Here is a 26575-nt window from a genome sequence, read left to right as displayed (position 1 = left end):
CCGCGGCAATATCGAGCAGGTCGGCTCGCCGATGGAGCTTTACCGCACCCCCGCCAACCTCTTCGTCGCCGGCTTCATCGGCTCGCCGCGCATGAACCTGGTGACGGGCGATTACGCCCGCCAAAAGGGCGCCACCACCGCCGGTGTGCGGCCGGAGCATCTGGTGCTGTCGAAGGAAAGCGGGCTGTGGCAGGGCAAGGTGACGGTGGCCGAACATCTCGGATCGGATACCTTTCTGCATCTCGAGGTGTCAGGCATCGGGCCGATCACTGCTCGCACGGACGGCGAGTTCGAGTGCAAACACGGCGATACCGTCTTCATCACGCCCGATGACACCAAGATCCACAGGTTCGATGAAAAGGGTAAGGCGATATGACGGGAAGACTGGAAAGGATAATCTGACGCCAGATTTGCGGCGTTTGCGACGGCTCTCAACATCTCCAACTTTCCGTCATTCCGGCCTTGAGCCGGAATCTAGCCAGCCCAAGTCCTTGGGCTGAAAGGGGTCTCTCGCCGCGCAGACGCGCGTCGTCTGGATTCCGGCTCAAGGCCGGAATGACGGAGGTGGGTGTGCAACCGCACAGGAAATATTCCTGCGTACTATGCCAAACCTCACGCCTCGCCGATCCTGACGCCATTCCTGTCGAAGACATGCAGCCTTTCCTGCGGGAAACCGACCCGCAGGGATTTGCCCGGTTGCAACAATGCCCGGTCTGACGAAAACAGCTTGAAGGGCAATCCATGCACGGTGAGGTGCAGGATAACGCCGAGGCCGGTCGGCTCGACCAGATCGACGGTTGCCTCCACCCCGCCTTCAGCCGGCGCCACGGTGACATGTTCCGGGCGGATGCCGAGCGTGACCGGCTCGCCATCGGCGAGGTTCACATCGCGGCCAAGCGCCAGACGCGTGCCGTCACCCAGCACGACGAAACTGCCGCCGTTCTCCTGCACGAGCCGTCCTTCGAGGAAATTCATGCCGGGCGAACCGATGAAGCCGGCGACGAAGAGATTGGCGGGGCGGTCATAGAGATCGAGCGGCGCGCCGATCTGCTGCACATGTCCGGCATTCATGGCGACGATACGCGAGGCGAGCGTCATGGCCTCGATCTGGTCATGGGTGACGTAGACCGAGGTTGCGCCGAGATCGGCATGCATGCGCTTGATCTCGGCCCGCATCTGTTCGCGCAGCCGGGCATCGAGATTGGATAGCGGCTCATCGAACAGGAAGGCTTTCGGCTGGCGCACGATGGCGCGGCCCATGGCGACGCGCTGACGCTGGCCACCGGAGAGCGCCTTCGGGCGGCGGGCGAGATAGGGATCGAGGCCGAGCTTGGCGGAAGCACCGGCCACCGCCGCCGCGATGGTTTCTTTCGGGCTGCGGCGCAGGCGCAGGCTATAGCTCATATTGTCGGCCACGCTCATATGCGGATAGAGCGCATAGGACTGGAAGACCATGGCGATATCGCGATCCTTCGGGCGGCGATCATTGACGCGTTCGCCGTCGATGGAAAGGTCGCCGGACGTTATCTCTTCAAGCCCGGCGATCATGCGCAGCAGCGTCGATTTTCCGCAGCCTGAAGGACCGACGAGGACGATGAACTCGCCATCCCTGATATCAAGATCGACGCCATGCAGCACGGCGAGGTCGCCATAGGTCTTGCCGACATTCTTCAGCTCGATGGAAGCCATGGGATTATCCTTTCACCGCGCCGGCCGTCAGGCCCTGCACGAGATAACGTTGAATGAGCAGGAAGAAGAGGCAGGCCGGAATGAGCGCCAGAACGCCCGCCGCCATCATCTGCCCGAAATCGACGGAGAATTTCGAAACGAAGGTCAGAAGGCCAACCGGGAAAGTGGCGCTCTGGTTGCCGGAAATCAGCATCAGCGCAAACAGAAGCTCGCTCCACGCGGCGGTGAAGACGAAACCGAGCGTCGCGGCAATGCCCGGCAGCGTCAGCGGCAGGATGATCTGGCGGAAGGCCGTGAACCGGCTCGCCCCGTCAATCATCGCCGCCTCTTCCAGATCCTTCGGAATGCCATCGAAGAACGACTGCATGAGGAAGGTGGCGAAAGGCACGTTGAAGGCGGTGTAGACGATGACGAGGCCCGTCAGGCTGTTGGTGAGGCCGAGGGGCGACAGCATCTTGAAGATCGGCGCGACCAGCATGACCAGCGGAAACATCTGGGTGATCAGCATTAACGCCACGATCCAGTATTTGCCCTTGAAACGGAAGCGTGACAGCGCGTAACCCGAGAGCGAAGAAAGTATCGTTACGGCAATTGCCGTGGAGCCCGCGACGATGACGCTGTTCTTAAAAAACGTCGGGAAAGCACTGTTTTCTATGACGAAACGATAATGATCCCAGGTCGCCCGCGATGGCCACATCCTCACACCTTCGCTATAGAGCAGATCATTCGGCGTCACGGAAACCTTGAGCAACCAGAACAGTGGGAACAGTGCAAAGGCGATATAGGCAAGGATCGCCAGACGATGGGCAAGGGTGAGAAATATCCTTGAGGTCACTGGTCAGTCCTTCTCGATCAGGCGCTGGCGCAGCAGCACGATCAGCATGGAATAGGCAAGCAGCAGCACCAGAAGCACCAGCGCGATGGCCGAGGCATAACCGAAATCCAGACGCCGGAAGGCCTGGGTGAAGATGTAGCTGGCGACGATCTGCGTGCGGTCGGCCGGTCCGCCATTGGTCATGACGATGATGAGATCGGCGAAATTGGCGATCCAGACGGTGCGCAGCAGGATGGTGATGGCGATGGTGGGCGCCAGAAACGGCAGGGTGATGGAGGTGAAACGCTGCAGCGGGTTCGCCCCGTCAATTTCCGCCGCCTCATAAAGATCGCGCGGGATGGCCTGAAGTGCGGCCAGCAAGGTGATGGCGAAGAAGGGAATGCCCCACCAGACATTGGCGATGATCGGCCCCCACATGGCAAGCTGCGGGTCGGCGAGGATATTGTTGGGTGCGGATAACAGCCCGAGCGAGACCATCCAGTGCGGCAGCGGCCCGATGACCGGGTTGAACAGCCATGCCCAGTTGAGACCGGCAAGGAAGGTCGGCACGGCCCATGGCAGGAACACCAGCGCCTGCGCCAGCCCCCTGCCCGCAAAGGGTTTATCGAGCAGCAGCGCCAGAATGAGGCCGAAGAAGAATTGCAGGAAAACCGAAGCGCCCGTCCACCACAGCGTATTTTTCAGCGCCCGGTAAAAGGCCGCATCCTGCGACAGCGCCTCCAGATGTTTGAGACCAACGAAACCGCCGGAAAACGGATTGAGCAGCTGCACATCGCGAAAGGCATAGGAGAGGCCAAGCACCAGCGGCACCAGCATGACGGCGACGATGAGCACCAGCACCGGCGCGCTGTAAAGCCAGGGTTCGGCCCAATCGGCAAACCGCCGCATCGCGGGCTTGCCAGCCGGTTTGCGCGCAGCCACCGGCCCGGCGCCATGGGCATAGGACATTGTATCGCTCCCCTGATCGGACGACGGAACGGACGGGTTTTCCAGCCTCTCGGCTTACCGATCCGAAAAATTGCGAGGAAAAGGCCTGTCGCAGCGAAGGCCGGCAAGACCCGCCGCACGGGCATTTGCGCCCGCACGGCCGGTCAATGTCGTTACTTCGAGGCCAGGAACTTCTGCTGCGCCTTGGTCATGTAATCAGCCCATTGCTTGGCAAGGTCTTCCGGCGTGATATCGCCGAGCAGCGCTTCCTGCGATGTCTTGATCACAAGCGAATCCTTGAAGAAGGCGAACTCCTCAAGATAGGTCGGCATCGTCGTCGGCACGGCGTTCTTGTCGGCCAGTTCGTCGAACCAGCCCTTGAACTGCTCGCTGGCATAGAAGGGGTCCTTCTCCGCCGACTTGTGCACCGGCAGCGCACCGGTCTTCTTGTTCCACTCGATATTGCCTTCCGGCCCTTCAAGCGTCTCGATCAGCTTCCAGGAAAGGTCCTTGTTTTCGGATTTCGACATCATCGACCAGCCGGCGAAACCAATCGTCGGGAAGGTCTTGCCGTCGGGGCCCTTGGGCATGGTCATGACGCCGAAATCTTCCGGCTTCATGCGCTGTGCGATGGCGATCAGCGCATCCGGGTCCTGATCAAGGAAGGCGCAGGTGCCGGAATAAAAGCCGGCGACGATCTCGTTGAAGCCCCAGTTGACGCTGTCCTTCGGTGCCAGGCCGTTCTTGTAGAGATCGACCACATAGGTCAGGCCCTTCACCCAGCCGGGACTGTCGAAGGTGGAGGTGCCGTCCTTGGTGAAGAACTCGTTCGAGCCCGCCATGGATGCGCCGAACATGACCCAGCCATTGAGGCCGCCCGGGCCGCCGCGCAGGCAATAGCCATATTTGCCGGGAAGGGCCGCGACCTTCTTCGAGGCGTCGGCGAATTCGTCGAGCGTCTTCGGTGGCTCCTTCACGCCCGCCTGTTCCAGCAGCTTCTTGTTGTAGAACATGGCGCGGAGATAAAAGCCGTAGGGCAGCATATAGGCCGTGTCCTTCACGTCGCGGCCGAGTTCCAGCGTGCGGTCGCTGAGGCCCGCGGTGTGTTCCCACTTTGCGAGATAGGGCTCAAGGCTTTCGAGCATGCCGTTATTGGCATAAAGCGACAGCCATGTGTCGGGCATTTCCATCACATCGGGAATATCGCCCGCAGAGACCATGGTGGCGAATTTCTGGAAGGCCTCGCTCCAGGGAAGCGAGATGATTTCCACCTTGGTGCCGGGATTGGCGGCCTCGAATTTCGAAACGATGCCCTTCAGCGTTTCGGTGCGTTCCGGGCTGGTGATGACTTCCACCAGCTTCAAGGTCGTGTCCGCCAGCGCCGTTCCGGTCATCAGGGCGGTGAAGATTGCTGCTGTTACCAGTTTTTTCATGTCGTTCTCCCCTTTTTTGTCGTCGGTTTAAAAATGCGTCAGGCGGCGGTGGCCGCCTTGATCGCGGGTTCGAGATCGTTCCAGAGGGCTTCCGTGCCCTCCAGCCCGACATGCAGGCGCACCGAACGCGGGCTGATGCCGAAGGTGTGGGCGGAGTTTGGCTGCGCCTTCTGTTCGAGCACCACTTCGCCGGGGACGATCAGGCTTTCATGCCCGCCCCAGGAAACACCCAGTTTGAAAAGCTTGAGGCGGTCGGCAAAAGCGCGCACATCCACCCCTTCCCTGAAGATGAAGGAAAACAGGCCCGATGTGCCGTTAAGGCCGGGCGGCAGGCGGTTCGCCAGCCCCGGATGGCAGACCTTCTCCACCACATCCAGCGCCTGCAGGCGGGTAGCGATCTCAAGCGCCGATGCCTGATGCGCCTTCATGCGCAGCGGCAGGGTGCGAAGCCCGCGAATGAGCAGCCAGGCATCGAAGGGTGACATCTTGCCGCCGAGATAGGGATAGGTTTCCGCCCGGATGCGGTCGATCATCGCCTTCGAACCGGCCACCACGCCGGAGACCACATCGCTATGGCCGCCCAGATATTTCGATGCCGAATGCACGACGAGATCAACGCCGAGCGAAATCGGCTGCTGGAAGACCGGGCTTGCCCAGGAATTATCGATGACGGTGACGGCGCCATGCCGCTTGCCGATGGCCGCCAGCGCCCCGACATCATGCGCCTCCATCACCCAGCTCGTCGGGCTTTCCATGTAGAACAGCTTCGCACCCGGCATCGCCTTTTCAACCGCCGCCTCATCGCGGCCGTCGACATAGGTTACCTCGATATTCATGCGCTGCATGAAGGTGCCGAACAGGCGGAACGCATCGGGATAGACATGGCGCACGGCGACGATCCGGTCGCCCGGCGAAACGAAGGAGAGCACGGTGGAGGAAATGGCCGACATGCCGCTTGCAAAACCGAGCGCATCTTCCGCCCCTTCGAGCTTCGCCAGCATCTCTTCGAACAGCCGCACCGTGGGGTTCAACCCGCGCGTATAGACCGGTCGCACCTTTTCGCCGCGATAGGTGGAGACCATCTCGTCATAGCTGGAAAAGGTGAAAAGCGAAGTCTGCACGATGGGCGGCACCACGGCCTCAAAGGCGTGGGCCTCGTCATGCGCAACGATAAATGAGGCGGGATCGAAGAGATCGTTGCCATGGTTCATTTCGACATGTCCTTGATATCTTCCTCGACGACAGCGAGGATTTTCAATGTTTCTTCACGGGCGGTCTCGGCATCACCGGCGGCGATGGCGTTGAACAGCGTGCGGTGAAAGGGAAAGGAGCGGCTGGCGAAATCCGGCCGGTCAAAGGGTTTCGACCAGAAGCGTTCGAAACCTTCACGCATCTGCTCCAATAGCTGCTTGAACAGCGAATTATGCGTGGCATCATAGATGGAGAGGTGAAAGGCGAGGTCCGCCTTGCCAGAGGTTCCCTCGGCCAGATGCACCCGCTCCATCTCATCGAGCCGCGCTTCCATGGTGGCGATATCCTCGGGCGTGCGACGGCGCGCAGCGGCCATGGAGGCCTCGACCTCGATGCCGCGCCGTACCTCCAGCGTCATCAGCAGCGCATCGCGCAGGCTTTCGGCATCGATGGAAATCGGCATATGCACGGTGGCAGCGGAAATCGGCTTCAGCAGATAATTGCCGCTGCCCTTGCGGCTGTCGATAACGCCGAGCGCCTGAAACTTGCGAATGACTTCACGGATGGTGGACCGGCCGACGCCCAGCGCCGCCATTAGTTCCCGCTCCGCCGGCAGCCGGTCTCCCGCCTTCAGCCCTGCCCGCTCCACATAGTCGGAAAGCGCAGCCTCGACTTGGCGCACGCGGTCGCTCGGCGGAATCGGCTGCATGAGTTCCCGGCTGGACCTGTCCAAGACGCACCCTCTAAATTGGTCTGACATCTTACCATTTCAAACGGGATGTCGATTGTCAACCGGCAGGCGGCCGTGGGTGCGCACCATTCGGCTGGAGTCACGAAAGAATACCGGCGCAACCGCTCGATACAGAAAAAGGTCGAGACGGGAGATGGCTGGAGTGAAGAGGTTAAAGCGCCGAATCACGACAACTGATGGCTGCCGGCTAAATCACCGTCGCATGGGAAACGCCACGCGCCAAAGCATCGGCATGCTCGTTGCCGACAGTGCCGGAATGCCCTTTGCACCATTCTACAACCACATGGGGATGCCGCTCCAGCAGGCTGTCGAGCTGCTGCCAGATGTCCCTGTCGGGGATCGGTCTTCGCCGGGTGCGCTGGTTGGGCGTGATCCGTTTCCAGCCGTTGTTGCGCCAGATCGCCCTATAGCGGCGGCAGCCTTCGATGACATGAACGGCATCCGTCCAGAGCGTGACTGCCCGCGTTGGCGCCTCGGCGGCGATCCAGGATAGTGCGTTGAGAACGGCGAGGACCTCGAACGTATTGTTCGATGTGCCGACAGTCCTGCCTGAAGCGGAATGCACTTGGTGGCCCGCTTCATGAACCACGAACGCCCATCCTCCGGAACTGGAAGCATCGTCGAAGGAACCGTCGGTGAAGATGTGAAGCGCATCGGACATGGGGAGGCTTTTTAGCACCAATATGGAAATCGCTAAGGGAAGAGTTCCAGGGCCATTGCACGAACAAAAAAGCAGAGAGGGCGGCACAAGCCACCCTCCCCGAACTCACAGCGATATGGTCGAACTTACTGGCCGAGCACGGCCGCCGTGATCGTCTCGATATTGTGGTTGATCATGTCGATATAGGTCGCGGCCGGGCCGTCGGCAGTCGAAAGCGCGTCGGAGTAGAGCGTGCCGCCAACCTTCAGGCCGGTTTCGCTGGCGATCTGGTCGATCAGCCGCTTGTCGGTGATGTTTTCGACGAAGATCGCCGAGGCCTTGTCGTGCTTCACCTGGTCCACAAGCTTGGCGACATCGGCGGCCGAGGCTTCGGATTCCGTCGATACGCCTTCAGGCGCGAGGAAATTCAGGCCATAGGCATGCTCGAAATAACCGAAGGCGTCGTGCGAGGTGATGATGACGCGCTTTTCCGGCGGGATGGCGGCGATCTCGGTCTTCACTTTCTCGTTCAGAGCGACAAGCTTGGCGATATAGGCGTCCGAATTGGCGGTGTAGGTCGCGCAACCGGCCTTGTCGACCTCGCAAAAGGCGCCGGCAATGTTCTTCACGTAGATTTCGGCGTTCTTGATCGACTGCCAGGCATGCGGGTCGAACTCGCCGTGATGGTGATGTCCCTCATGGCCGTGGTCGTGATCATGGGCCTCGGCGGTCTCATGGCTGTGGCCGGCTTTCTCTGCCTTGTGGTCGTGACCTTCCTCTTCCTCGGCTTCCGGATGGGCGTGACCGGCCGGCTCTTCGGAAAGCTTGAGCGGCTCCACGCCCTTGGTCAGTTCCACCACCGGCGCCTTGGTGCCGCTGGTGTCGATGAGCCGCTTCAGGAAGCCTTCGAATTCCAGACCGTTGACCAGCACCACATCCGCCTTGCTGACGGCGACGGCATCGGCCGGGCGGGGCTCATAGACATGGGCGTCGCCATCCGGCCCGACCAGCGTGGTGATTTCGACACGGTCGCCGCCGACGTTTTTCGCAAAATCGGCGATGATCGAGAAACTGGCAACGACCTTGAGTTCGGCGGCGGACGCCTGCGCCATCAGAACCGGGGAGAGGGAAAGAAGGCTGGCGCAGGTGGCCAGACGGAAGGTTTTGAACATGAAGGTTCTCCTTTTTCGAACGCTGTTTTCAGGCCGTCCTGTGACGGCCGGAACCGAGAAGATCGCTGAGCACGCCGCGCGTGCCGATGAGGATGGAGAGCGCATAGATGACGCCCGCGGAAAGTATGATCGCCGGGCCGGATGGCAGCGACGCGTGATAGGACAGAAGCAGGCCGGCGAAGCAGGACACCATGCCGATGCCGATGGAAATGAAGCACATGGGTGCGACACGGTTGGACCAGAAGCGGCTGGCGGCGGCGGGCAGCATCATCAGCCCGACCGAGAGCAGCGTCCCCAGCGCCTGAAAGCCGCCGACCAGATTGAGCACGACGATGGCAAGGAAGAGGAAATGCACCGGGCTGCCCCAATTGCTGACCGAGCGCAGAAACAGGGGATCGAGGCATTCCGCCAGCAGCGCCCGCCAGAAGGTTATCATCACCAGAAGCGTCACGATGCAGATGCCGCCGATCAGGCCGAGCGCCTCATTGTTCAGCGCCAGCACCGTGCCGAACAGCACATGCATGAGATCGACGCTGGAACCGCGCCATGAGACGAGCAGCACGCCGAGCGCCAGCGAGATGAGATAAAAGGCGGCAAGCGACGCATCTTCCTTCTGGATGGTGAAGCGTGACACAGCACCGGCACCCAGCGCGACCAGAAGGCCGACGGCCAGCCCGCCGATGGTCATGGGCAGGATTTCCAGCCCGTAGAACAGAAACCCGACCGCCGCTCCCGGCAGGATGGCGTGGGACATGGCGTCGCCCGTCAGGCTCATGCGGCGCAGCATCAGAAACACACCGACCGGGCCGCAGCTGACGGCAAGGATCAGCGCACCGGCAAGTGCGCGCTGCATGAAGACATATTGGACGAAGGGTTGGATGAAGATATCAGCCATGGACATTCGAATTCGCGTGGGAGTGGGCATGGGAATGGGCGGATGCCGCCTGCGGACTTGCCCCGACGATCTGCGGCGAAGGCGCCTCGGCCGGCTCGCACCAGGGCGCATTCTCCTCCCACGCCTCGTGGAAATGCCGCGCCTGCCGAATGTTCTCCGCCTGCAGGACCTCGGCCGTCGGACCCAGCCCGACAAGCTTTCGGGCAAGGAACAGGGTCTCCGGGAAATGCTGCCGCACGAGCTGGAAGTCATGAAGGACGGCCAGAACCGTGCGTCCCTCCGCCACCCATGATTTGATCAGGACCATAAGGTCGGAAACAGTGCGCTCGTCGACGGCGTTGAAGGGTTCGTCGAGCAGGATCAGCTGCGCATCCTGCAACATGGCGCGGGCAAACAGGGCGCGCTGCATCTGGCCGCCGGAGAGCGAGTCGATATTGCGCTTTTCAAAACCGGAAAGCCCGACCGCCTCCATCACGCGGCCCATCGCCGCCCGGTCTTCGGGACGGTGGCGGCCAAGCAGGCCGCGTTTCGGCCAGAGACCAAGCGCCACCAGATCCCGCACCTGCGCCGGAAAGGAGCGGTCGAGTTCCGATTGCTGCGGCAGATAAGCGACGGACAGATTTGGGCTTACCCGGCATTCGCCTCCGAGCGGCTTCAAAATGCCGGCAATGCCTTTCATCAGCGTCGATTTTCCAGAGCCATTGGCGCCGACCACCGCAGTGAGTGAGCCTCTGGCAATATCGCCATTCAGATGATGCACGGCCGCGCGGCCGGCATATCCAAGCGTCAGGTTTTTGAAGGCGAGGCACGGATCGCTCATCGATCCCTCCGGGGCAGGATGTCATTCGATGGCCCTTGATATGTAATGTTATTACATTCGTCAAACGAATATGTAATGAAATAACATTAACTATCGGAAAGATACGTTGCGCTTCGCATAAGCAGCAGCCTCCGCATTGCGGGGACGCTTTTTTTCTGTTGCCCGTTGACAGGCTGCCAGTATGTAATGTTATTACGTTACAAAGCCAAGACGGGGTAGCACTGAACCCGTCGTTTCCAGATCGTGCGCGTGGTCGCCATGAGGTCCGCGCGAGCGTTGCCAAAGAACGAGGTCCATATGTCGCAAAAACTTCCCGTCACCGTGCTTTCCGGCTTTCTCGGCGCCGGCAAGACGACGCTTCTCAACCATATTCTCGCCAATCGCGATGGTCTGCGCGTGGCGTTGATCGTCAACGACATGAGCGAGATCAATATCGACGCCGCACTGGTGCGCGATGGCGGCGCCAATCTCTCCCGTACGGAAGAGCAATTGGTGGAAATGACCAATGGCTGCATCTGTTGCACGCTGCGCGACGACCTCCTGACGGAGGTGCGGGCGCTGGCCGAACAGGGGCGTTTCGATTACCTGCTGATCGAATCCACCGGCATCGCCGAGCCGCTTCCGGTCGCCGCAACCTTCGATTTTCGCGATGAAAACGGCCGCAGCCTTTCCGATGTCGCGCGTCTCGACACCATGGTGACGGTGGTGGATGCCGCCAATCTTCTCAACGATTACGGTTCGTCCGATTTTCTGGCCGACCGGGGCGAAACGGCGGGCGATGGCGACAACCGCACCATCGTCGACCTTCTGGTGGAGCAGATCGAATTTGCCGATGTCGTCGTCCTCAACAAGATCGGCACCGCGACGCCACAGGAACGGGACGCCGCCCGAAAGATCATTGTCGGGCTGAACCCGGATGCGAAATTGATTGAAGCCGATTTCGGCAAGGTGGCGCTGAATGAGGTTCTGGGCACCGGCCGTTTCGATTTCGCCAGGGCTGAAGAACACCCCCTGTGGTTCAAGGAATTGCACGGCTTCAAGGATCACATTCCCGAAACCGAGGAATATGGCATCCGCTCCTTCGTCTATCGCGCCCAAAAACCCTTCGACCCCGTGCTGTTCCAGCGCTTCATCGATCGCGCCTGGCCCGGCGTGGTGCGCGCCAAGGGCTTTTTCTGGCTGGCGACGCGTCCGCGTTATGTCGGCGAGATCAGCCAGGCCGGCGCATTGGTGCGTACCGGCAAGATGGGCCTGTGGTGGTCCGCCGTGCCGAAGGAGCAATGGCCGCGCGAAAAGCAGTTCCTCGATATGATGAAGCCCTATCTCGATCCGGTCTTCGGCGACCGCCGGCAGGAAATCGTCTTCATCGGCTCCGATCCGATGAACGAGGCGCGCATCCGCGCGCAGCTCGACGCCTGCCTGATCGATACCGAGGCATTCACACCGGATGCATGGCGGCACCTGCCCGATCCTTTCGCAAGCTGGGACAGGCAGGCGGCTTGATCGATAGCTACCGATGCGAAGCATCTGTAAGCCGTCACCCCGGACTAGGTCCGGGGTCCAGCGCGATCAAGTCCTTGATCGCGAGAGACTCTTTTCACGGCGCAGACGCGCCGTGGCTGGATGCCGGATCTAGTCCGGCATGACGGAGGAGAGGCTTTATAGAAAATTCAGCGTCACCAGCGCCAGAACGAGATAACGCCCCACCTTGGCGATGGTGACCAGCAGCAGGAAGACCGGCAGCGGTTCCTTCATGATGCCGGCCGCGACCGTCAGCGGATCGCCGATCAGCGGCGCCCAGCTGATGAGCAGGGACCATTTGCCATAACGACGATACCAGTTCTGGGCGCGCTCCAGTGCCGCCTCCCCGACCGGAAACCAGCGTTCATGCCGAAAACGCTCGATGCCGCGGCCGAGCAGCCAGTTCGCAAAGGAGCCGGCGACATTGCCGGCGCTGGCCACGGCGACCAGCAGCCAGACGGGCTGTGATTTCAGAACAATGAGGCCGGCCAGTGCTGCCTCCGACTGCATGGGCAGAATGGTCGCCGCGATAAACGCCGTCAGGAACAAACCCGCATATACCGCCAGATCGGCCATTGCCCGCCCTTCATCATCCGCGAATCTCACGGTTTGCCGAAGTGCCGGAAGACGCTCACGCCGTCAAGCGGGCGATATTTCGCACGGCCTTACGGCACATCGGCGGCAATGGCCCCGACGATATCGTGACGGGCTACATCCAGCAGCGCCTTATGAACCGACAATTGCCGGGTGCTGCCGGATACGGACAGAATGAGGATCACGGTTTCCTTCGGCGGGCAATTCGGCAGCGCGCAGGAGATCTCGTGGACGGAAACAATGTCGTCTTCTGAAAGAAACAACAGTTCCCGCGTCCAGTCCTTCATGATGCGGGCCTGCGAGACGATCGCAGAGCCGCTGCGCGCAAGCGGATTCGTTTTTAACGTCATCGGAATACCTTTCGCCCCGTCTGCGCGGCCAATGTCTCGAAGAGAGCGCGGATCGGCTGTTGCGGCATATCCATGCCGATCAGCACGATGCGCGTGGAACGATTGCCATCCGGCCAACGCTCCAGGCGGGTCAATGGATAAAGCCGGTGCTGCACCGCATGGGCGACAACCGGCCGCTCCGGGTCATCCGTCGCGCCGAAAATTCCCTTGAGCCGCAGCAGGCCGGAATGCACATTGCTGGTGACGAGCTCCAGAAACGTGACGATCGCCTGCGGATCGAAAGCGCCGTCAAAGGTCAGATCGAAAGCCTCGACCCCGACGCCATGGCGGTTGATATCGTGCTGGTGGGCGGCATGAAGGCTCAGCCTGTCGGCCGCAAGCCACCCCGGCGCATCCTCCGGCTTGCCGCGCAGCGAATAATCCGAGGCTGCAAATAACGACATCAGATCGAAGTCGGCGGCATTGCGGTCATGAAACGAGGCCGCAGGATTGAGATCGGCGAGGCTTTCCCGGTCCACGGCTGCGGCATCGGCAAGATCGGTTTTCGTCAGAACGATATGGTCGGCAAAGGCCAGCTGTTTCCAGCCTTCGATAAAGCTGTCGAGCATCGCCGGACCAGAGACAACGTCGAAAGCCGTGACCACGCCTGAAAGGTGGAAATGCCGGGCCACGATGTGATCGCGCAGGCCAAGCGCCGGCGTGCCGCCGGCGATCAGGCTGTTGATGATCGGCGCGGGATCGGCAAGGCCGGTGGTTTCGATGACGACCCGCGATACTTCCGGCATCATCCCTTCCAGAAAGGCCTGATGCAGCTCGTAAAGCGAGGTGCGGATATCGCTGGTGGCCGTACAGCAGATGCAGCCCGTCGTCGTTCTGAAATATCGTTCAGAACCCGTTCGCACCAGACCGTGATCGATGGGCACCGAGCCGAATTCATTGACGATGACCGCGGCATCGCGCATTGACGGCTCAGTCAGAAGCGCGTTCAGCAACGTCGTCTTGCCCGCTCCCAGAAAACCGGTCAGCAGGGTAACCGGCACCGTGCGGACAGGTGGCGCGACGGCCGAATCGTCCCTGGAATCGACCACCTTTTTCCGCTTCATTCCGAACACATCCGCACCTTCGACATCCATAAATTCGCCGCACCATAATACGTAATGTAATAACATATCAATGACGATTATTGGATTTCCGGCGGGAGCTGATCCCGCGCCGGCATGCCCCTAACAGCCGGGCGCATGAAAAAACCATGGAACGAAGGAAATGGAATAATAAATCCGTTTCCTTCACTTTCGTTTTAATCGTTCCACGTTCTCTTGCATTTTCGTTAGAGTTCGCTTTTAATCAGATCGCTAGTACAGAAAAGATCGCCCGCAGCCGGATCGAGGAGGAACGACTGCAATAAGGGGCTGTATCTTTTACTGTTTTCATAACGGGAGGAATGACCTTGAAAAAACTCAGCTACCGCCTCGCCGCGGCATCCGCGCTTTCGTTTTTTGTCACATCGAATGCATATGCAGTAACGGACATTCAGTGGTGGCACGCCATGACCGGCGCCAACAACGAGGTCGTGGATACGCTTGCCAAAGAATTCAACGATAGCCAGAAAGAATACAAGATCACGCCCGTCTTCAAGGGCACCTATCCGGAAACGCTGAATGCCGGTATCGCGGCGTTCCGCGCCAAGCAGCCGCCGGCGATCATTCAGGTCTTCGACGCCGGTTCGGGCGTGATGATGGGTGCTGCCGGCGCCATCAAGCCGGTGGCGGATGTGCTAAAGGAAGGCGGCTACACTTTCAACAAGGCCGATTATCTGGCCGGCATCGTGGCCTATTATTCCAAGCCTGACGGCACCATGCTGTCCTTCCCTTACAATTCGTCCTCGCCGATCCTCTATTACAACAAGGATGTCTTCCAGAAGGCCGGCCTCGACGCCGCCAACCCGCCGAAGACCTGGCCGGAAGTTTTCGAAGCCGCCAAGAAGATCAAGACCAGCGGTGCGGCCCAATGCGGTTTCACCTCCACCTGGCTCACCTGGATTCAGACCGAAAACTTCGCCGCCTGGAACAACGTCTCCTATGGCAGCAATGAAAACGGCCTTGGCGGCACGGATGTGAAGCTTGCGGTCAATGCACCGCTCTTCGTCGAGCATTTCCAGGCCATTGCCGATCTCGCGAAGGACGGCACCTTCCGTTATGGCGGCCGCACCTCGGAAGCCAAGCAGCTGTTCATGTCCGGCGAATGCGGCATCCTGACCGAATCTTCCGGCGGCCTTGGCGATATCGTCAAGACCGGCATGAATTACGGCATCGGCCAGCTTCCCTATTATGAGGGCCATGGTCCGCAGAACACCATTCCCGGCGGCGCCAGCCTCTGGGTCTTCGGCGGCAAGAGCGACGCCGAATATAAGGGCGTGGCCGAGTTCTTCCACTTCCTCTCCCAGACCAAGATTCAGGCACGCCTGCATCAGGTCTCCGGCTATATGCCCGTGACCATCGCGGCCTATGAGGAAACCAAGAAATCCGGCTTCTATGACAAGAACCCCGCCCGTGAAACGCCGCTGCTGCAGATGATGGGCAAGCCGCCGACAGAAAACTCCAAGGGCGTGCGTCTCGTGAACCTGCCGCAGGTGCGTGACATCATGAATGAGGAGTTCGAGGCGATGCTGGCCGGCAAGCAGGACGCGAAAGCGGCACTCGACAAGATCGTAGAGCGCGGCGATGCGGCCATCAAACAGGCTGCCGGCAACTAAACGATCCCCTGCCCCGCCCGCATCCTCAAAAGGGTGTGGGCGGCATTCCCATCTCATCAGGAGATCGCCGTGCAAAGCGTCGTATTCCCCAACAAGATCCTGCCCTATCTGCTGGTCGCGCCGCAGATCATCCTCACGGTGATCTTTTTCTTCTGGCCGGCAAGCCAGGCGCTTTACCAGTCGACCATGCGCGAGGACGCCTTCGGGCTGAACAGCAATTTCGTCGGGCTGGCGAATTTTTCCGCCGTGCTCTCAGACGAAAGCTATCTGAACTCGCTGCAGGTCACCGTCATCTTCAGCATCCTGACCGCGCTCGTCTCCATGGGGCTGGCGCTGCTTCTGGCGACGGCGGCGGACCGCGTGGTGCGCGGCAAGGGCTTTTACCGCACCATGATGATCATGCCCTATGCCGTCGCCCCTGCGGTGGCCGGCATGTTGTGGCTCTTCATGTTCAACCCGGCCATGGGCACCTTCTCCTACATTCTGCGCCGCAACGGCATCATGTGGGACCCGCTGCTCCACGGCGATCAGGCCATGCTGCTCGTCGTCGCGGCGGCTGCGTGGAAGCAGATCAGCTACAATTTCCTGTTTTTTGTCGCAGGCTTGCAGGCAATTCCTAAATCATTGCTGGAAGCGGCCTCCATCGATGGTGCGCGCGGTTCGCGGCGCTTCTGGACCATCGTTTTCCCGCTGCTTGCGCCGACAACCTTCTTCCTTCTGGTCGTCAACACGGTCTACGCCTTCTTCGATACCTTCGGCATCATCCATGCCGTCACGGGCGGCGGCCCCGCCAAGGCGACGGAAACGCTGGTCTACAAGGTCTATAATGATGGTTTCGTGAACCTCAATCTCGGCTCTTCCGCCGCGCAATCCGTGATCCTGATGGTGATCGTCATCGCGCTCACCGCCTTCCAGTTCCGCTTCGTCGAGAAGCGCGTGCATTACGGCTGAGGATTTCACAATGATTGAAAATCGCCCGGTCGCCCGCGTGATCGCCCATCTGATGCTGGTTCTTGGCATCATCATCGTGGCCTTCCCGATCTATTACACCTTCGTCGCCTCCTCCATGACGTCGACGGATATTATCCGCCCGCCCATGTCGCTTTTGCCCGGCGACCATCTCGGTGAAAACTATACCGACGCTATGGTCGGCGGTGTCGAAAGAGTGGTGGGCGTCAGCCTCGAGCGGCTGCTGTTCAACAGCTTCGTCGTGGCGCTCGCCATCGCCATCGGCAAGATCGTCATCTCGTTCCTGTCGGCCTTCGCCATCGTCTTCTTCCGCTTTCCCTTCCGCATGGGCTTTTTCTGGATGATCTTCATCACGCTCATGCTGCCGGTGGAAGTGCGTATTCTGCCCACCTACAAGGTTATCGTCGATCTTGGGTTGATCGACACCTACGCGGGACTGACGCTGCCGCTGATGGCGTCGGCCACGGCAACCTTCCTGTTCCGGCAGTTCTTCCTGACCATTCCCGGCGAGCTGGTCGAGGCGGCACGCATCGACAATGCAGGGCCGTTCCGCTTCATGCGGGATATTCTGCTGCCGCTGTCGAGAACCAATATCGCCGCCCTTTTCGTGATCCTGTTCATCTATGGCTGGACCCAGTATCTCTGGCCGCTGCTCGTGACCAACGACGCCAAGATGAACACGATCATCATCGGCCTCAAGCGCATGGTGGATTTCACCGACGCTTCGACGCCCTGGAATTATGTGATGGTGACGGCGATCCTCGCCATCATCCCCCCGATTATCGTTGTGGTGCTGATGCAGCGCTGGTTCGTCAAAGGTTTGGTGGAGACCGAAAAGTAATGGCAAAAATTGCGCTGAAAGACGTCCGCAAGGTTTATGGCGGCAATGTCGAGGCCATCAAGGGCGTATCGATGGACATCGCCGACGGCGAAATGATCGTGCTCGTCGGCCCCTCCGGCTGCGGAAAATCCACCCTGCTGCGCATGATCGCCGGGCTGGAAGGCATTTCGGGCGGCCAGATCGTCATCGGCGACCGCGTCGTCAACGATCTCGAACCCTCCGACCGCGACATCGCCATGGTGTTCCAGAACTATGCGCTTTATCCGCATATGACGGTGCGCCAGAACCTTGCCTATGGCCTGAAGAACCGCAACACGCCGAAGGAGGAGATCGAACGGCGCATCACCGAGGCGGCCAAGGCGCTGGAGATCGAACAGTTCCTGGAGCGCAAGCCGCGCCAGCTTTCCGGCGGCCAGCGCCAGCGCGTGGCCATGGGCCGCGCCATCGTGCGCAAACCGGCAGCCTTCCTGTTCGACGAGCCGCTCTCCAACCTCGATGCCAAACTGCGCGTGCAGATGCGTGTCGAAATCCGCCGCCTGCAACGCTCGCTCGCCACCACCAGCGTCTACGTGACCCATGACCAGATGGAGGCTATGACGCTGGCCGACCGACTGGTGGTGTTGAATGCCGGCCGCATCGAGCAGATGGGCACGCCGATCGAGCTTTACGAAAAACCCGCGACCACCTTTGTCGCCACCTTTATCGGCTCGCCCTCCATGAACCTGCTGAGCCATGGCGCGACATCGGCAAATGGCTCTTCCGGCTGGTCGGTGCAGGGAACCGCGGCATTGCCGCAGGGCGTCGCCACGCTCGGCATCCGCCCCGAAGACATTACCCTTGCCGATGAAGCCCCCGCAGACGCCGCCTTCACCGGCACCGTGCAGGTGGATGCCGTTGAACTGGTGGGGGCGGAGAGCTACGTGCACGGCTCCTTCGCCGACGGCACAACAATCGTCTTCCGCGTCCACGGCCGCTCTCAGCTTCGCATCGGCGAAACGCTGAAGATTGCCGCCCAGGCGAAGGATTTTCACCTGTTCGATGCGGCGGGAAAGAGAAACTAAGCCTGCCGCCGAAAAAGGGACACCCGCCACTCGGCGGGTGCTCGCACTATTGCAAGAATCTCCGGCAGCTCTTTACCAGACGAGCTCCACCTGCGGCCGACCGTTGGAGGTTTTCTCCACCGTGCGGCCGGACGTATCGACGTTGCAATGAACGCGCTGCCGGAACGCGGAAAAGCTTTCGAAAGTCACCACATCCACGGGATCGTCGAGATGCAGGGTCAACCGGTAGCGTTCGGGATCGCCGCCGAGCGCCTGCACGCCCAGAACGGAGGCCACGAAGGGTTGGCCGAGGTAAAAACCTTCCACTCTTGAACCCAGAAGATAGGGGTTGAAGGCGGGGCGGTTGCCGGCCGATGCGTGGAGGGTGTTCCAGTCGCGGAAGCCATATTGCGCGGCGATGAGTTCCAGCGCCTTCGAATGGGTGATTACCTGCCCCTCACCTTCAAGGGCGGCGCGCAGGCGTTTTGCCTGTTCTTTCAGCCCCTCAAGTGCGGGAAGCGGTTTGGACACGTTCATAACGGTTCTCCAACATGCGCATGCCGACTATTCCGAAGGGGGTCCGCGTTGCCATCGACGACATGCAAAACATGGGATGACCGTTATTGAAGAAAGAGCTTCACCAGGGGCGCAAGCGCCTGCGGACGGCCGGGGCTCTTATGCCCGTGGCCGTCCCTATAGCCCAGAAAGCACCGCCCGTCAAAGGCGGCGCTTAACCGATCCCGCAATCAGAAGCGATAGGTGATACCCGCGCCGATCAGCCACGGATCGAGCTTCGCCTTGCCGCTGATCGGCGTGCCGCCGAGTTCCGCCGTCCAGTCGGTCTTGAGGAAGATCTTCTTCACGTCGAAGTTCACGCCCCAATGCTCGTCCAGCATATAGTCGAAACCGACCTGCACGGCTGCACCGACCTTGTTCTTGACATCGAGATTGCTGAAACCGGGCTTTTCCGTCTGGTCATAGAACAGCGAATAGTTCACGCCCGCGCCGATATAGGGCTTGAAAGCACCGAAATCGGTGAAGTGATATTGCAGCGTCAATGTCGGCGGCAGCAGCCACGTCTTGCCGACCGGCGTGCCGGCCAGCACACCCTCGCCATTGATCTTGGCATAGGTGGTGCCGAGGATAAGCTCTGCGGCGAAGTTTTCGGTGAAGAAATAGCTGATGTCGAGTTCCGGGATCACGGTGTCCGAATAGGACAGGCCCGCTCCCGGCAAACCGTCGACGCTGCCGCTGTCATGGGTGATGACGCCGAGACCGCGCACGCGCAGCATCCACGGGCTTGCCGCCGCAATCGCCTCTTCGGCGGTGGGGGCCGGCGCTGCCTGGGCCAGATCGGCAGCCATCGCATCGGCGGATACCAGCATGGCCGTGACACCAACTGCGACACTGGCAAGCAAGGCGGTTTTTTTGTTTCCGTTCGTCATTCCATCTCTCTCCTATAGCGCACCGCAGCCGGGCAAGTCCCCGGAACCGGCTGATGACGGCGGGCTTTCGCGAATCTTCGCCTGCCGCAACCGCTTGGGGCCACTATGACGAAGGGAGGGGCGGGCCGATTGAGATGGATCAAAGCGGAACGCCGATCATGGATCGGAACGATTAACCGGCAAGCATTGTGACAATTACGCAACAAGTGCCGTCCAGCGATCGTGGAGCTCGTGCAGAACGCGCCCGGCAGATGCCGGAAAAATACGAAAAAGGCCTGCAAATGCAGGCCTCCTTCCAGTGCATCACCTCTATCACGCGGCCTGCGGCGTCAGTGTTGCGGAGCCCGGCTTGCGCAAAAGCAGAACCGAGACGGCCGCGATCATGCACATCAGACCGGCAATCTGCAGCGCGGGCATATAGGTATCGAAGTCGCTCTTGAAGAAACCGGCGCCAAAGGCGGCGGTGGCGGCTCCCAGCTGGTGGCCCGCAAACACCCAGCCGAAAACGAGACCGGCCTTTTCGCGCCCGAAATTCTCGGCAGCGAGCTTCACCGTCGGCGGCACGGTCGCCACCCAGTCCAGACCGTAAAAGACGGCGAAGACCGAAAGCTCCACGAAGCTGAACCCCGAGAATGAGAGATAAAGCAGGGACAGCCCGCGCAGACCGTAGAACCAGAACAGCAGGAAACGATTGTCGAACCGGTCGGAAAGCCACCCGGCGAAGATGGTGCCGAAGAAATCGAAAATGCCGATCACCGCCAGCGTGCCTGCCGCCGTCACCGCAGCCATGCCGAAATCGCCGCAGATCGAAATCCAGTGTGTCTGGATGAGACCGTTGGTCGAAAGCCCGCAGACAAAGAAGGTGCCGAAAAGCACCCAGAAGACGGGGTTGCCCGATACGCTCTTCAGGGTCACCAGCGGTGATACCAGTGTGGCGAGAAGATTGTGATCCTGCTTGACCGGCTTTGCCACCGCTGTCTCGCCATAGGCCGGCAGGCCGACATCGGCAGGATGATCACGCATCAAAAGCAGGACGAGAACCATGGCGGTGGCGATCACGGCAACGGACAGGGTCAAGGCGGTTCGCCAGCCATAGGCTTCCGTCACCGCCGCCAGCAGCGGCAGGAAAACCAGCTGACCGGTAGCGTTGCTCGCCGTCATGAGGCCGATCACCAGTCCGCGGCGCTTGGAAAACCAGCGTGTCGCCACGGTGGCGCCCAACACCAGCGCGGTCATGCCCGTGCCGACGCCGATCACCACACCCCAAAGCAGCAGCAATTGCCATACCTCGGTCATGAAGAAGGAGGCGACAATGCCGCCCATGATCAGGGCAAGCGCGGTGGAAACCACCTGCCGGACGCCGAAATGATTCATGAAGGCAGCGGCAAAAGGCCCGAGCAGGCCAAAAAGCACCAGCCTGACGGCCATTGCGGAGGAAATATCGGCGATATCCCAGCCAAATTCCTGATGCAGCGGCTGGATCATCACCCCCGCGGACCCCATGGCACCGGCGGTGGCCAGCATGGTCAAAAAGGTGGTTGCGGCAACGAGCCAGCCATAATGCAGATTTCTGCCGGCCATCCAGCTGGCGAGGCGTGTGGAGAGCATGTTCAAATTCCCTTTCCAGCGGCCGCGGCCGATATTATACGGGTATATACCCTGTATTGCGGGCAGATACCCGCTTATGTCCCCAAAAATCACAGGGCTGCGAGCAGTTCCTGCAATTGTGCTGTCTTCTCAGGCCCAAGCCGGGCCTCGATTTCATCCTGCACCCCATCCCAGAGCGGCGCGCCCGCTTTCAGGATCGCGTGGCCTTCCTTCGTCACGGTCAGCATCGCTTCCCGCTGATCCTCGCCGTGACCGATGGCCACCAGACCCATGCGAGCCAGCACCTTGGCGTTGCGGCCGACGGTGGAACGATCCAGTTCCACCCGGGCGGCCAGATCGGTCAACGAAACCGGCGCCGTGCGGTTGATGTTCCGCAACAGGCTGAACTGACCGATATTCACGCCAAGCGGCGCCAAGGCCTCGTCATAATAGGACGAAACCTTGCGGGATGCTTTGCGCAACAGGATGCAATGGCAACTATCGTTTGGCATTTGTCTCGGGTATATACCCGTAAATTTCTGTGCGCAAGAGGCGCCCCGAGAAATTATCGGCGAGCAACGGCCGGCCCCATGGCCATAGAGCAGAAACAATAAACCCCGGCTTTGGGCCGGGGTTTGATATCAGCAGCGAGGCCAGTCTCAGGCCGAGAGCCTGCGGCCGCTTGCCACCAGCAGGCCGGCAGCGCCTTCAAGCCAGCCGGATTTCAGTTCCAGCGCCAGGAAACGGCTGCGCTCGAACGGGCCGGGCATGATGAGGTGCTGGGCCTTGTCGGCGAAAAAGCCGAAGCGCTCGTAATAAGGTGCATCGCCCACCAGAAGAACCGCGCCGTGGCCGCGTTTGGTGGCTTCGGCAATGGCGGCGCGCATCAGCGCCGAGCCGATGCCTTTGCCCTCATGGGCGGCATCGACGGCCAGCGGGCCGAGCAGCAGGGCTTCGACGGCGCGACCTTCTCGGGAGATGCCAGCCTCGACGTTCCACAGGCGCACCGTGCCGATGACATGGCCGTCCTCATCGCGGGCGACGAGCGCCAGGCCTTCGGCCGGAACGCGACCGGCGCGCAGCTTTTCGGAAGACTTGCGGCGGCGGCCGGCGCCCATGGCGCGGTCCAGCAGGTTCTCACGGGCGACGACATCGCCCGGATTTTCCTGATCGACATGAAATGTCTGCGGCGTGAAAAATGCCCGTACCGAATTCAAAAGAGCGGCCATCCTTGGCCTCCCGTCACACTACCGCCCACACGCGGCCCTTGATGAAAAATTGGTGGAGCCGTTCCGGCCCGCCGACACGCTTTCCTCGGCTGGAAGAGGTGCAGCAAGCAGGGATTTGCGCATCAGCACAATCGGCAAAGCCGGAACGGAAGCTTGGTCGAGACGCCGCCCTGCTCAGCGGATGGCGCTCGGACTTTTAAGGAGCATCGGATTTTCCGAAAACCGCGTAACGCTTTTCGGTTCGATGCTTCAGATCATTTTGTCACATTTCCGGGCGGAAAACCGGGGGCCACTTTTCCTGGAAATGCTTTAGATGACGTAGGCCTTCAGCGGCTCGAAACCGTTGAACGCGACCGCCGAATAGGTGGTCGTGTAAGCGCCCGTGCCTTCGATCAGAACTTCGTCGCCGATGGTCAGCGAGACCGGCAGCGGATACATGTTCTTTTCATACAGCACGTCGGCGCTGTCGCAGGTCGGGCCGGCCAGAACACAGGGCTCCATCTCGTCCTGATCGCGCTCGGTGCGGATCGGGTAACGGATAGCCTCGTCCATCGTCTCGGCGAGACCGCCGAACTTGCCGATGTCGAGGAACACCCAGCGGTGGTTGTCATTGTCGGACTTGCGCGACACGAGAACGACTTCCGCCTTGATGACGCCGGCATTGCCGACCATGCCGCGGCCCGGCTCGATGATCGTCTTCGGGATCTGGTTGCCGAAGTGCTTGCGCAGCGCCGTGTCGATCGCCTGGCCGTATTCTTCGGCAGCCGGAACGTCGCGCAGGTACTTGGTCGGGAAACCACCGCCCATGTTGACCATCTGCAGGTGGATGCCCTGCTTGGCGAGCGAAGCGAAGACGCGCTTGGCATCGGCCAGCGCCGCATCCCATGCGTCGAGATTCATCATCTGCGAACCGACATGGAAGGACACGCCATAGGACTCGAGGCCGAGCTGGTGTGCATAGACCAGAACGTCGACAGCCATCTGCGGCACGCAACCGAACTTGCGCGACAGCGGCCATTCGGCGCCTTCGCCATCCGTCAGCACGCGGCAGAAGACGCGCGCGCCGGGAGCGGCACGGGCAACCTTCTCGACTTCCTCATGGCTGTCCACGGCGAAGAGATCGATGCCGAGCGCATGGGCGCGTGCAACATCGCGTTCCTTCTTGATGGTGTTGCCGAAGGAGATACGGTCAGCCGTCGCACCGGCATCGAGCGCCATCTGGATTTCAGCCACGGAGGCGCAATCGAAGTTGGAGCCGAGCGAAGCGAGCAGCTTCAGGATTTCGGGAGCCGGGTTTGCCTTGACGGCGTAATAGATGGCGCTGTTCGGCAGGGAATGCCGGAAAGCGTTGAAATTGTCGCGCACGACGTCGAGATCAACCACGAGGCAAGGGCCTTCGGGACGTCGGGTCTTGATGAAGTCGAGAATGCGTGCAGTCGTCATCGATGTATTCCCTGTTAAACCGGCTCCGGAAAAATCCGGAGGACAAAGGACGCTCGAGATATGCATTCGAATCAGCCGGTGGAGGCGCAGAATCGATAGCATACGCTCAAGGCGCGAATGTGAACGATGCCCTGCCAGAGCATCATTCGGCTTTGTCTGCCATGGATTGGAGGGAATGACCCGACCGCACTTCAGGCAATGATGGTGTGCCTCTTTAGTACCCCGGCTGATGGAAAGCCGGCAGAGAACCAGAAAGGCCCGCACCGTCGTTGCTTCGTATGTCCTCGCATTTTCCGGTTGGCCGGAATAGCGACTGGAGGGGTTAGTTCCAGGTACCTTACCTAAATCCTCACCACATCGAGGAATCGGCGGACACACATGGGCACGTGCGACTTTGGGCAGCACGGGAAATAAGAATATTCGCAGTCATAATCAAGAGGATTTTTTCACCAAAGAGCGGATTTTTTCGGCAGTGAATTAAGGGTTGAACAGTCCGCCCTCGCCGTTCAATTATATGGAACGAACTGGAGGATTTTCATGGACACGCTCACCCGCATCCGCGCCTTTATCGATGTCGTCGAAGCGGAGGGTTTTTCCGCCGCGGCGCGCAAGACGGGGCGTTCCAAGGCGCTTCTGTCCAAATATGTGCGGGAACTGGAGGACGATCTCGGCGCGCTGCTCCTCAACCGCACCACCCGGCAGTTCTCTCTGACGGAAGCCGGGCACACCTATTACCGCACCGCTTCCGATATTTTGAAGGAGATCGATAACCTTGCCGATCTGGTGCGCGAAAAGAATGCCGATCTGAAGGGCAAGCTCAGGATTTCGGTTCCCCGCACCTTCATCGATGCCGATGTCGGCCAGAGCCTGATCGATTTCGCCAAGGAAAATCCGGAACTATCGCTGGAAATCGTCGCGGAAGACCGATTCGTCGACCTGATCGAGGAGGGTTTCGATCTTGCGGTTCGGATAACCCGGCTGGAGGATTCCGGTCTCATCGCCCGCAAGCTTTCCGATTTCCGGGTCTATGCGGTGGCGACGGCGGATTTCGTGGCGCAACACGGGCCGCTTGACGGGCCGCAGGACTTCTCCCGCGTTCCCTTCATCATCGACACCAATACGCGGTTTCACAATACGGTACGGTACCTGGAGCCGGATGGCGGTTCGAACTCCGTCACCATCAGCGGACCGATCGAGGTCAACAGCCCGCAGGCCACGCTGCGCGCCGCCCGCGCCGGGCTCGGCATTGCCATGGTGCCGGATTTCATCGCCAGACCCTATATCCAGTCCGGCGAGCTGGTGACGCTGTTCGACGATTATATTTCCAAGGACAGGGGTATCTATGCGGTCTATCCGCATCGCCGCTACCTGCCGGCCAAGGTGCGCAGCTTCGTGGATTATCTCTCGGCCTGGTTCAGGAAGAACGGGTGAGCCACGAAATGAAACGCCCGCCTTGCGGCGGGCGTCGGTGTTAGCGGAAAATCAGATCAGAACGGCGAATCCGGGAAGTAGAACTGCTCGGCATTGTCCTTGGTGATGAGCGTCGCATCGAGGATATATTCACCCGCGACCGGCACCTGATCGTAGAAATGCCCGGCTGTCAGCTGCATGGCGGTCGCCACCATTGCCGGCGGGTAGAGCACGTCGACCGGCACTAGCTTGTCGCCGTCCATGACCTTCTTGATCATGTCCTTGGAACCGGCGCCCGCGACGATATACTGGATATCGGTGCGTTTCGCCTGCTGGATGGCTTCCAGCACGCCGATAGCCATGTCGTCATCCTGACACCAGACCACGTCGATCTTCTTGTACTTGGTCAGATAGTCCTGCATCACGCGGAAGGCGTCGTCGCGGTTCCAGTTGCCGTACTGGCGGTCGAGAACCTTGACGCTGGAACCGGCGATGCCCTTGTCGAAACCGTCCTGACGCTGCTGATCGATCGGGATCGGCAGACCACGAATGACCACGACTTCGGCGTCAGGCGTGGTCTTCTTGATGTATTCGCCGGCCACCTGGCCAAGTGCGGGGTTGTTGCCGGCAACGTAGAGATCGCGGATCGAATTGTCGTTGACGCTCGGCGCGCGGTCGACCAGCGCGACGAAGGTGCCCTTGTCCTTGATCTCCTTGATGGCGTTGACCAGCGGATCGGGATCGGACGGCAACACGACCAGCGCATCGAGCCCCTGCACGGCAAGGTCCTGCAGCGCATTGGCCTGATTGGCGGCGTCCGGCGACGTCTTGACGATGACGTTGAGCCCCGGATGTTCCTGCATCAAAAGCTTCGCCACACGCTCGGCATGGTAGACGACGCCCGCCGTCCAGCCATGGTCCGCCGCTGGAATGGAAACGCCGATGGTGACCTTCTTGTCCTGCGCATGCGCTGAAGCGGCAAGCACCGTGGCCAGCGCGGCAAAGGCCACGCCGATGAATTTACTACGCATAGTCTCTTTC

The 26575-nt window shown here is 60.5% G+C and carries 27 protein-coding genes; 7 read left to right on the top strand and 20 right to left on the bottom strand.

Annotated features, from left to right (window positions below):
• Positions 1-376 (top strand): TOBE domain-containing protein (locus ACQZ5G_RS22860; RefSeq protein WP_448738598.1); only part of this gene is annotated, 376 nt, incomplete at its 5' end.
• 236 nt (positions 377-612) lie between these two features.
• On the opposite strand, the gene ACQZ5G_RS22855 is transcribed toward ACQZ5G_RS22860, so the two are convergent.
• The 10 genes from ACQZ5G_RS22855 to aztA form a co-directional block, all read right to left on the bottom strand.
• Positions 613-1689 (bottom strand): ABC transporter ATP-binding protein, encoded by a 1077-nt coding sequence (locus tag ACQZ5G_RS22855; protein WP_448738597.1) that lies wholly within the window; start codon positions 1687-1689, stop codon positions 613-615.
• 4 nt (positions 1690-1693) lie between these two features.
• A complete protein-coding gene (locus ACQZ5G_RS22850) occupies positions 1694-2524 on the bottom strand; it encodes a carbohydrate ABC transporter permease (protein WP_035228147.1) in 831 nt (276 codons plus the stop codon).
• Positions 2525-2527: 3 nt separating this feature from the next.
• Complete coding sequence (locus ACQZ5G_RS22845; RefSeq protein ID WP_003525091.1) at positions 2528-3472, bottom strand: carbohydrate ABC transporter permease; 945 nt, start codon at positions 3470-3472, stop codon at positions 2528-2530.
• Positions 3473-3624: 152 nt separating this feature from the next.
• A complete protein-coding gene (locus ACQZ5G_RS22840; protein ID WP_174036736.1) occupies positions 3625-4884 on the bottom strand; it encodes an ABC transporter substrate-binding protein in 1260 nt (419 codons plus the stop codon).
• 38 nt (positions 4885-4922) lie between these two features.
• Complete coding sequence (locus tag ACQZ5G_RS22835; protein WP_448738596.1) at positions 4923-6095, bottom strand: PLP-dependent transferase; 1173 nt, start codon at positions 6093-6095, stop codon at positions 4923-4925.
• On the bottom strand, positions 6092-6784 hold the full coding sequence (locus ACQZ5G_RS22830; protein WP_003525094.1) for a FadR/GntR family transcriptional regulator: 693 nt from the start codon (positions 6782-6784) through the stop codon (positions 6092-6094). Before ACQZ5G_RS22830 ends, ACQZ5G_RS22835 begins: the two co-directional genes overlap by 4 nt.
• Before the next feature lie 229 nt (positions 6785-7013).
• On the bottom strand, positions 7014-7487 hold the full coding sequence (locus ACQZ5G_RS22825; RefSeq protein WP_338809148.1) for a ribonuclease H family protein: 474 nt from the start codon (positions 7485-7487) through the stop codon (positions 7014-7016).
• A gap of 125 nt (positions 7488-7612) precedes the next feature.
• Positions 7613-8638 (bottom strand): zinc ABC transporter substrate-binding protein AztC, encoded by a 1026-nt coding sequence (gene aztC / locus ACQZ5G_RS22820; RefSeq protein WP_448732186.1) that lies wholly within the window; start codon positions 8636-8638, stop codon positions 7613-7615.
• Positions 8639-8666: 28 nt separating this feature from the next.
• Complete coding sequence (aztB, locus tag ACQZ5G_RS22815; RefSeq protein WP_135399193.1) at positions 8667-9533, bottom strand: zinc ABC transporter permease AztB; 867 nt, start codon at positions 9531-9533, stop codon at positions 8667-8669.
• Complete coding sequence (gene aztA, locus ACQZ5G_RS22810; RefSeq protein WP_448738595.1) at positions 9526-10353, bottom strand: zinc ABC transporter ATP-binding protein AztA; 828 nt, start codon at positions 10351-10353, stop codon at positions 9526-9528. Before aztA ends, aztB begins: the two co-directional genes overlap by 8 nt.
• Positions 10354-10650: 297 nt before the next feature.
• Between aztA and zigA the strand changes: the two genes are divergently transcribed.
• The gene (gene zigA, locus ACQZ5G_RS22805) at positions 10651-11856 is read left to right on the top strand and encodes a zinc metallochaperone GTPase ZigA (RefSeq protein WP_448738594.1); all 1206 of its coding nucleotides are present in this window, start codon (positions 10651-10653) and stop codon (positions 11854-11856) included.
• Positions 11857-12012: 156 nt separating this feature from the next.
• Here zigA and ACQZ5G_RS22800 read toward each other — a convergent pair whose 3' ends face one another.
• From ACQZ5G_RS22800 to ACQZ5G_RS22790, 3 genes are all read right to left on the bottom strand, one after another.
• Positions 12013-12450 (bottom strand): YqaA family protein, encoded by a 438-nt coding sequence (locus tag ACQZ5G_RS22800; protein ID WP_003523340.1) that lies wholly within the window; start codon positions 12448-12450, stop codon positions 12013-12015.
• 89 nt (positions 12451-12539) lie between these two features.
• Positions 12540-12818 carry a hypothetical protein gene (locus tag ACQZ5G_RS22795; protein ID WP_304983434.1) on the bottom strand — a complete coding sequence of 93 codons (279 nt, stop codon included), beginning with the start codon at positions 12816-12818 and terminating at the stop codon, positions 12540-12542.
• Complete coding sequence (locus ACQZ5G_RS22790) at positions 12815-13921, bottom strand: CobW family GTP-binding protein (protein ID WP_448738593.1); 1107 nt, start codon at positions 13919-13921, stop codon at positions 12815-12817. Before ACQZ5G_RS22790 ends, ACQZ5G_RS22795 begins: the two co-directional genes overlap by 4 nt.
• A 338-nt stretch (positions 13922-14259) precedes the next feature.
• Between ACQZ5G_RS22790 and ugpB the strand changes: the two genes are divergently transcribed.
• The 4 genes from ugpB (at position 14260) to ACQZ5G_RS22770 (ending at position 18441) form a co-directional block, all read left to right on the top strand.
• A complete protein-coding gene (gene ugpB / locus ACQZ5G_RS22785) occupies positions 14260-15570 on the top strand; it encodes a sn-glycerol-3-phosphate ABC transporter substrate-binding protein UgpB (RefSeq protein WP_003523344.1) in 1311 nt (436 codons plus the stop codon).
• A 69-nt stretch (positions 15571-15639) separates the two neighbouring features.
• On the top strand, positions 15640-16521 hold the full coding sequence (gene ugpA, locus ACQZ5G_RS22780; protein WP_448738592.1) for a sn-glycerol-3-phosphate ABC transporter permease UgpA: 882 nt from the start codon (positions 15640-15642) through the stop codon (positions 16519-16521).
• A gap of 10 nt (positions 16522-16531) precedes the next feature.
• Entirely contained in the window at positions 16532-17380 is an 849-nt protein-coding gene (ugpE, locus tag ACQZ5G_RS22775; protein ID WP_059757249.1) for a sn-glycerol-3-phosphate ABC transporter permease UgpE, read from the top strand.
• Positions 17380-18441: a sn-glycerol-3-phosphate import ATP-binding protein UgpC gene (locus ACQZ5G_RS22770; protein WP_448738591.1), complete on the top strand. Its 1062-nt coding sequence runs from the start codon at positions 17380-17382 to the stop codon at positions 18439-18441. The genes ugpE and ACQZ5G_RS22770 overlap by 1 nt, the downstream gene beginning before the upstream one ends.
• 72 nt (positions 18442-18513) lie before the next feature.
• On the opposite strand, the gene ACQZ5G_RS22765 is transcribed toward ACQZ5G_RS22770, so the two are convergent.
• The 6 genes from ACQZ5G_RS22765 to odc2 form a co-directional block, all read right to left on the bottom strand.
• Positions 18514-18957: a glyoxalase superfamily protein gene (locus ACQZ5G_RS22765; protein ID WP_448738590.1), complete on the bottom strand. Its 444-nt coding sequence runs from the start codon at positions 18955-18957 to the stop codon at positions 18514-18516.
• A 209-nt stretch (positions 18958-19166) separates the two neighbouring features.
• Positions 19167-19865 carry an OmpW/AlkL family protein gene (locus ACQZ5G_RS22760; protein WP_448738589.1) on the bottom strand — a complete coding sequence of 233 codons (699 nt, stop codon included), beginning with the start codon at positions 19863-19865 and terminating at the stop codon, positions 19167-19169.
• A gap of 312 nt (positions 19866-20177) precedes the next feature.
• Positions 20178-21473 (bottom strand): MFS transporter, encoded by a 1296-nt coding sequence (locus ACQZ5G_RS22755; RefSeq protein ID WP_448738588.1) that lies wholly within the window; start codon positions 21471-21473, stop codon positions 20178-20180.
• An 89-nt stretch (positions 21474-21562) separates the two neighbouring features.
• Positions 21563-21964: a MarR family winged helix-turn-helix transcriptional regulator gene (locus ACQZ5G_RS22750; protein WP_020813347.1), complete on the bottom strand. Its 402-nt coding sequence runs from the start codon at positions 21962-21964 to the stop codon at positions 21563-21565.
• Positions 21965-22111: 147 nt separating this feature from the next.
• A complete protein-coding gene (locus ACQZ5G_RS22745) occupies positions 22112-22681 on the bottom strand; it encodes a GNAT family N-acetyltransferase (RefSeq protein ID WP_174057694.1) in 570 nt (189 codons plus the stop codon).
• Positions 22682-22990: 309 nt separating this feature from the next.
• The gene (gene odc2, locus ACQZ5G_RS22740) at positions 22991-24124 is read right to left on the bottom strand and encodes an ornithine/lysine decarboxylase (protein ID WP_003523360.1); all 1134 of its coding nucleotides are present in this window, start codon (positions 24122-24124) and stop codon (positions 22991-22993) included.
• Positions 24125-24661: 537 nt separating this feature from the next.
• Between odc2 and ACQZ5G_RS22735 the strand changes: the two genes are divergently transcribed.
• Positions 24662-25555: a LysR family transcriptional regulator gene (locus ACQZ5G_RS22735; protein WP_065117027.1), complete on the top strand. Its 894-nt coding sequence runs from the start codon at positions 24662-24664 to the stop codon at positions 25553-25555.
• Between the two features lie 56 nt (positions 25556-25611).
• Here ACQZ5G_RS22735 and ACQZ5G_RS22730 read toward each other — a convergent pair whose 3' ends face one another.
• Entirely contained in the window at positions 25612-26565 is a 954-nt protein-coding gene (locus ACQZ5G_RS22730; RefSeq protein WP_020810860.1) for a substrate-binding domain-containing protein, read from the bottom strand.
• Positions 26566-26575: the final 10 nt, after the last annotated feature.

The organism is Agrobacterium sp. 22-214-1 (genome assembly GCF_053522465.1).
The sequence above is the reverse complement of the archived record's forward strand: the minus strand, read 5'-3'. Positions and strand labels throughout refer to the sequence as shown.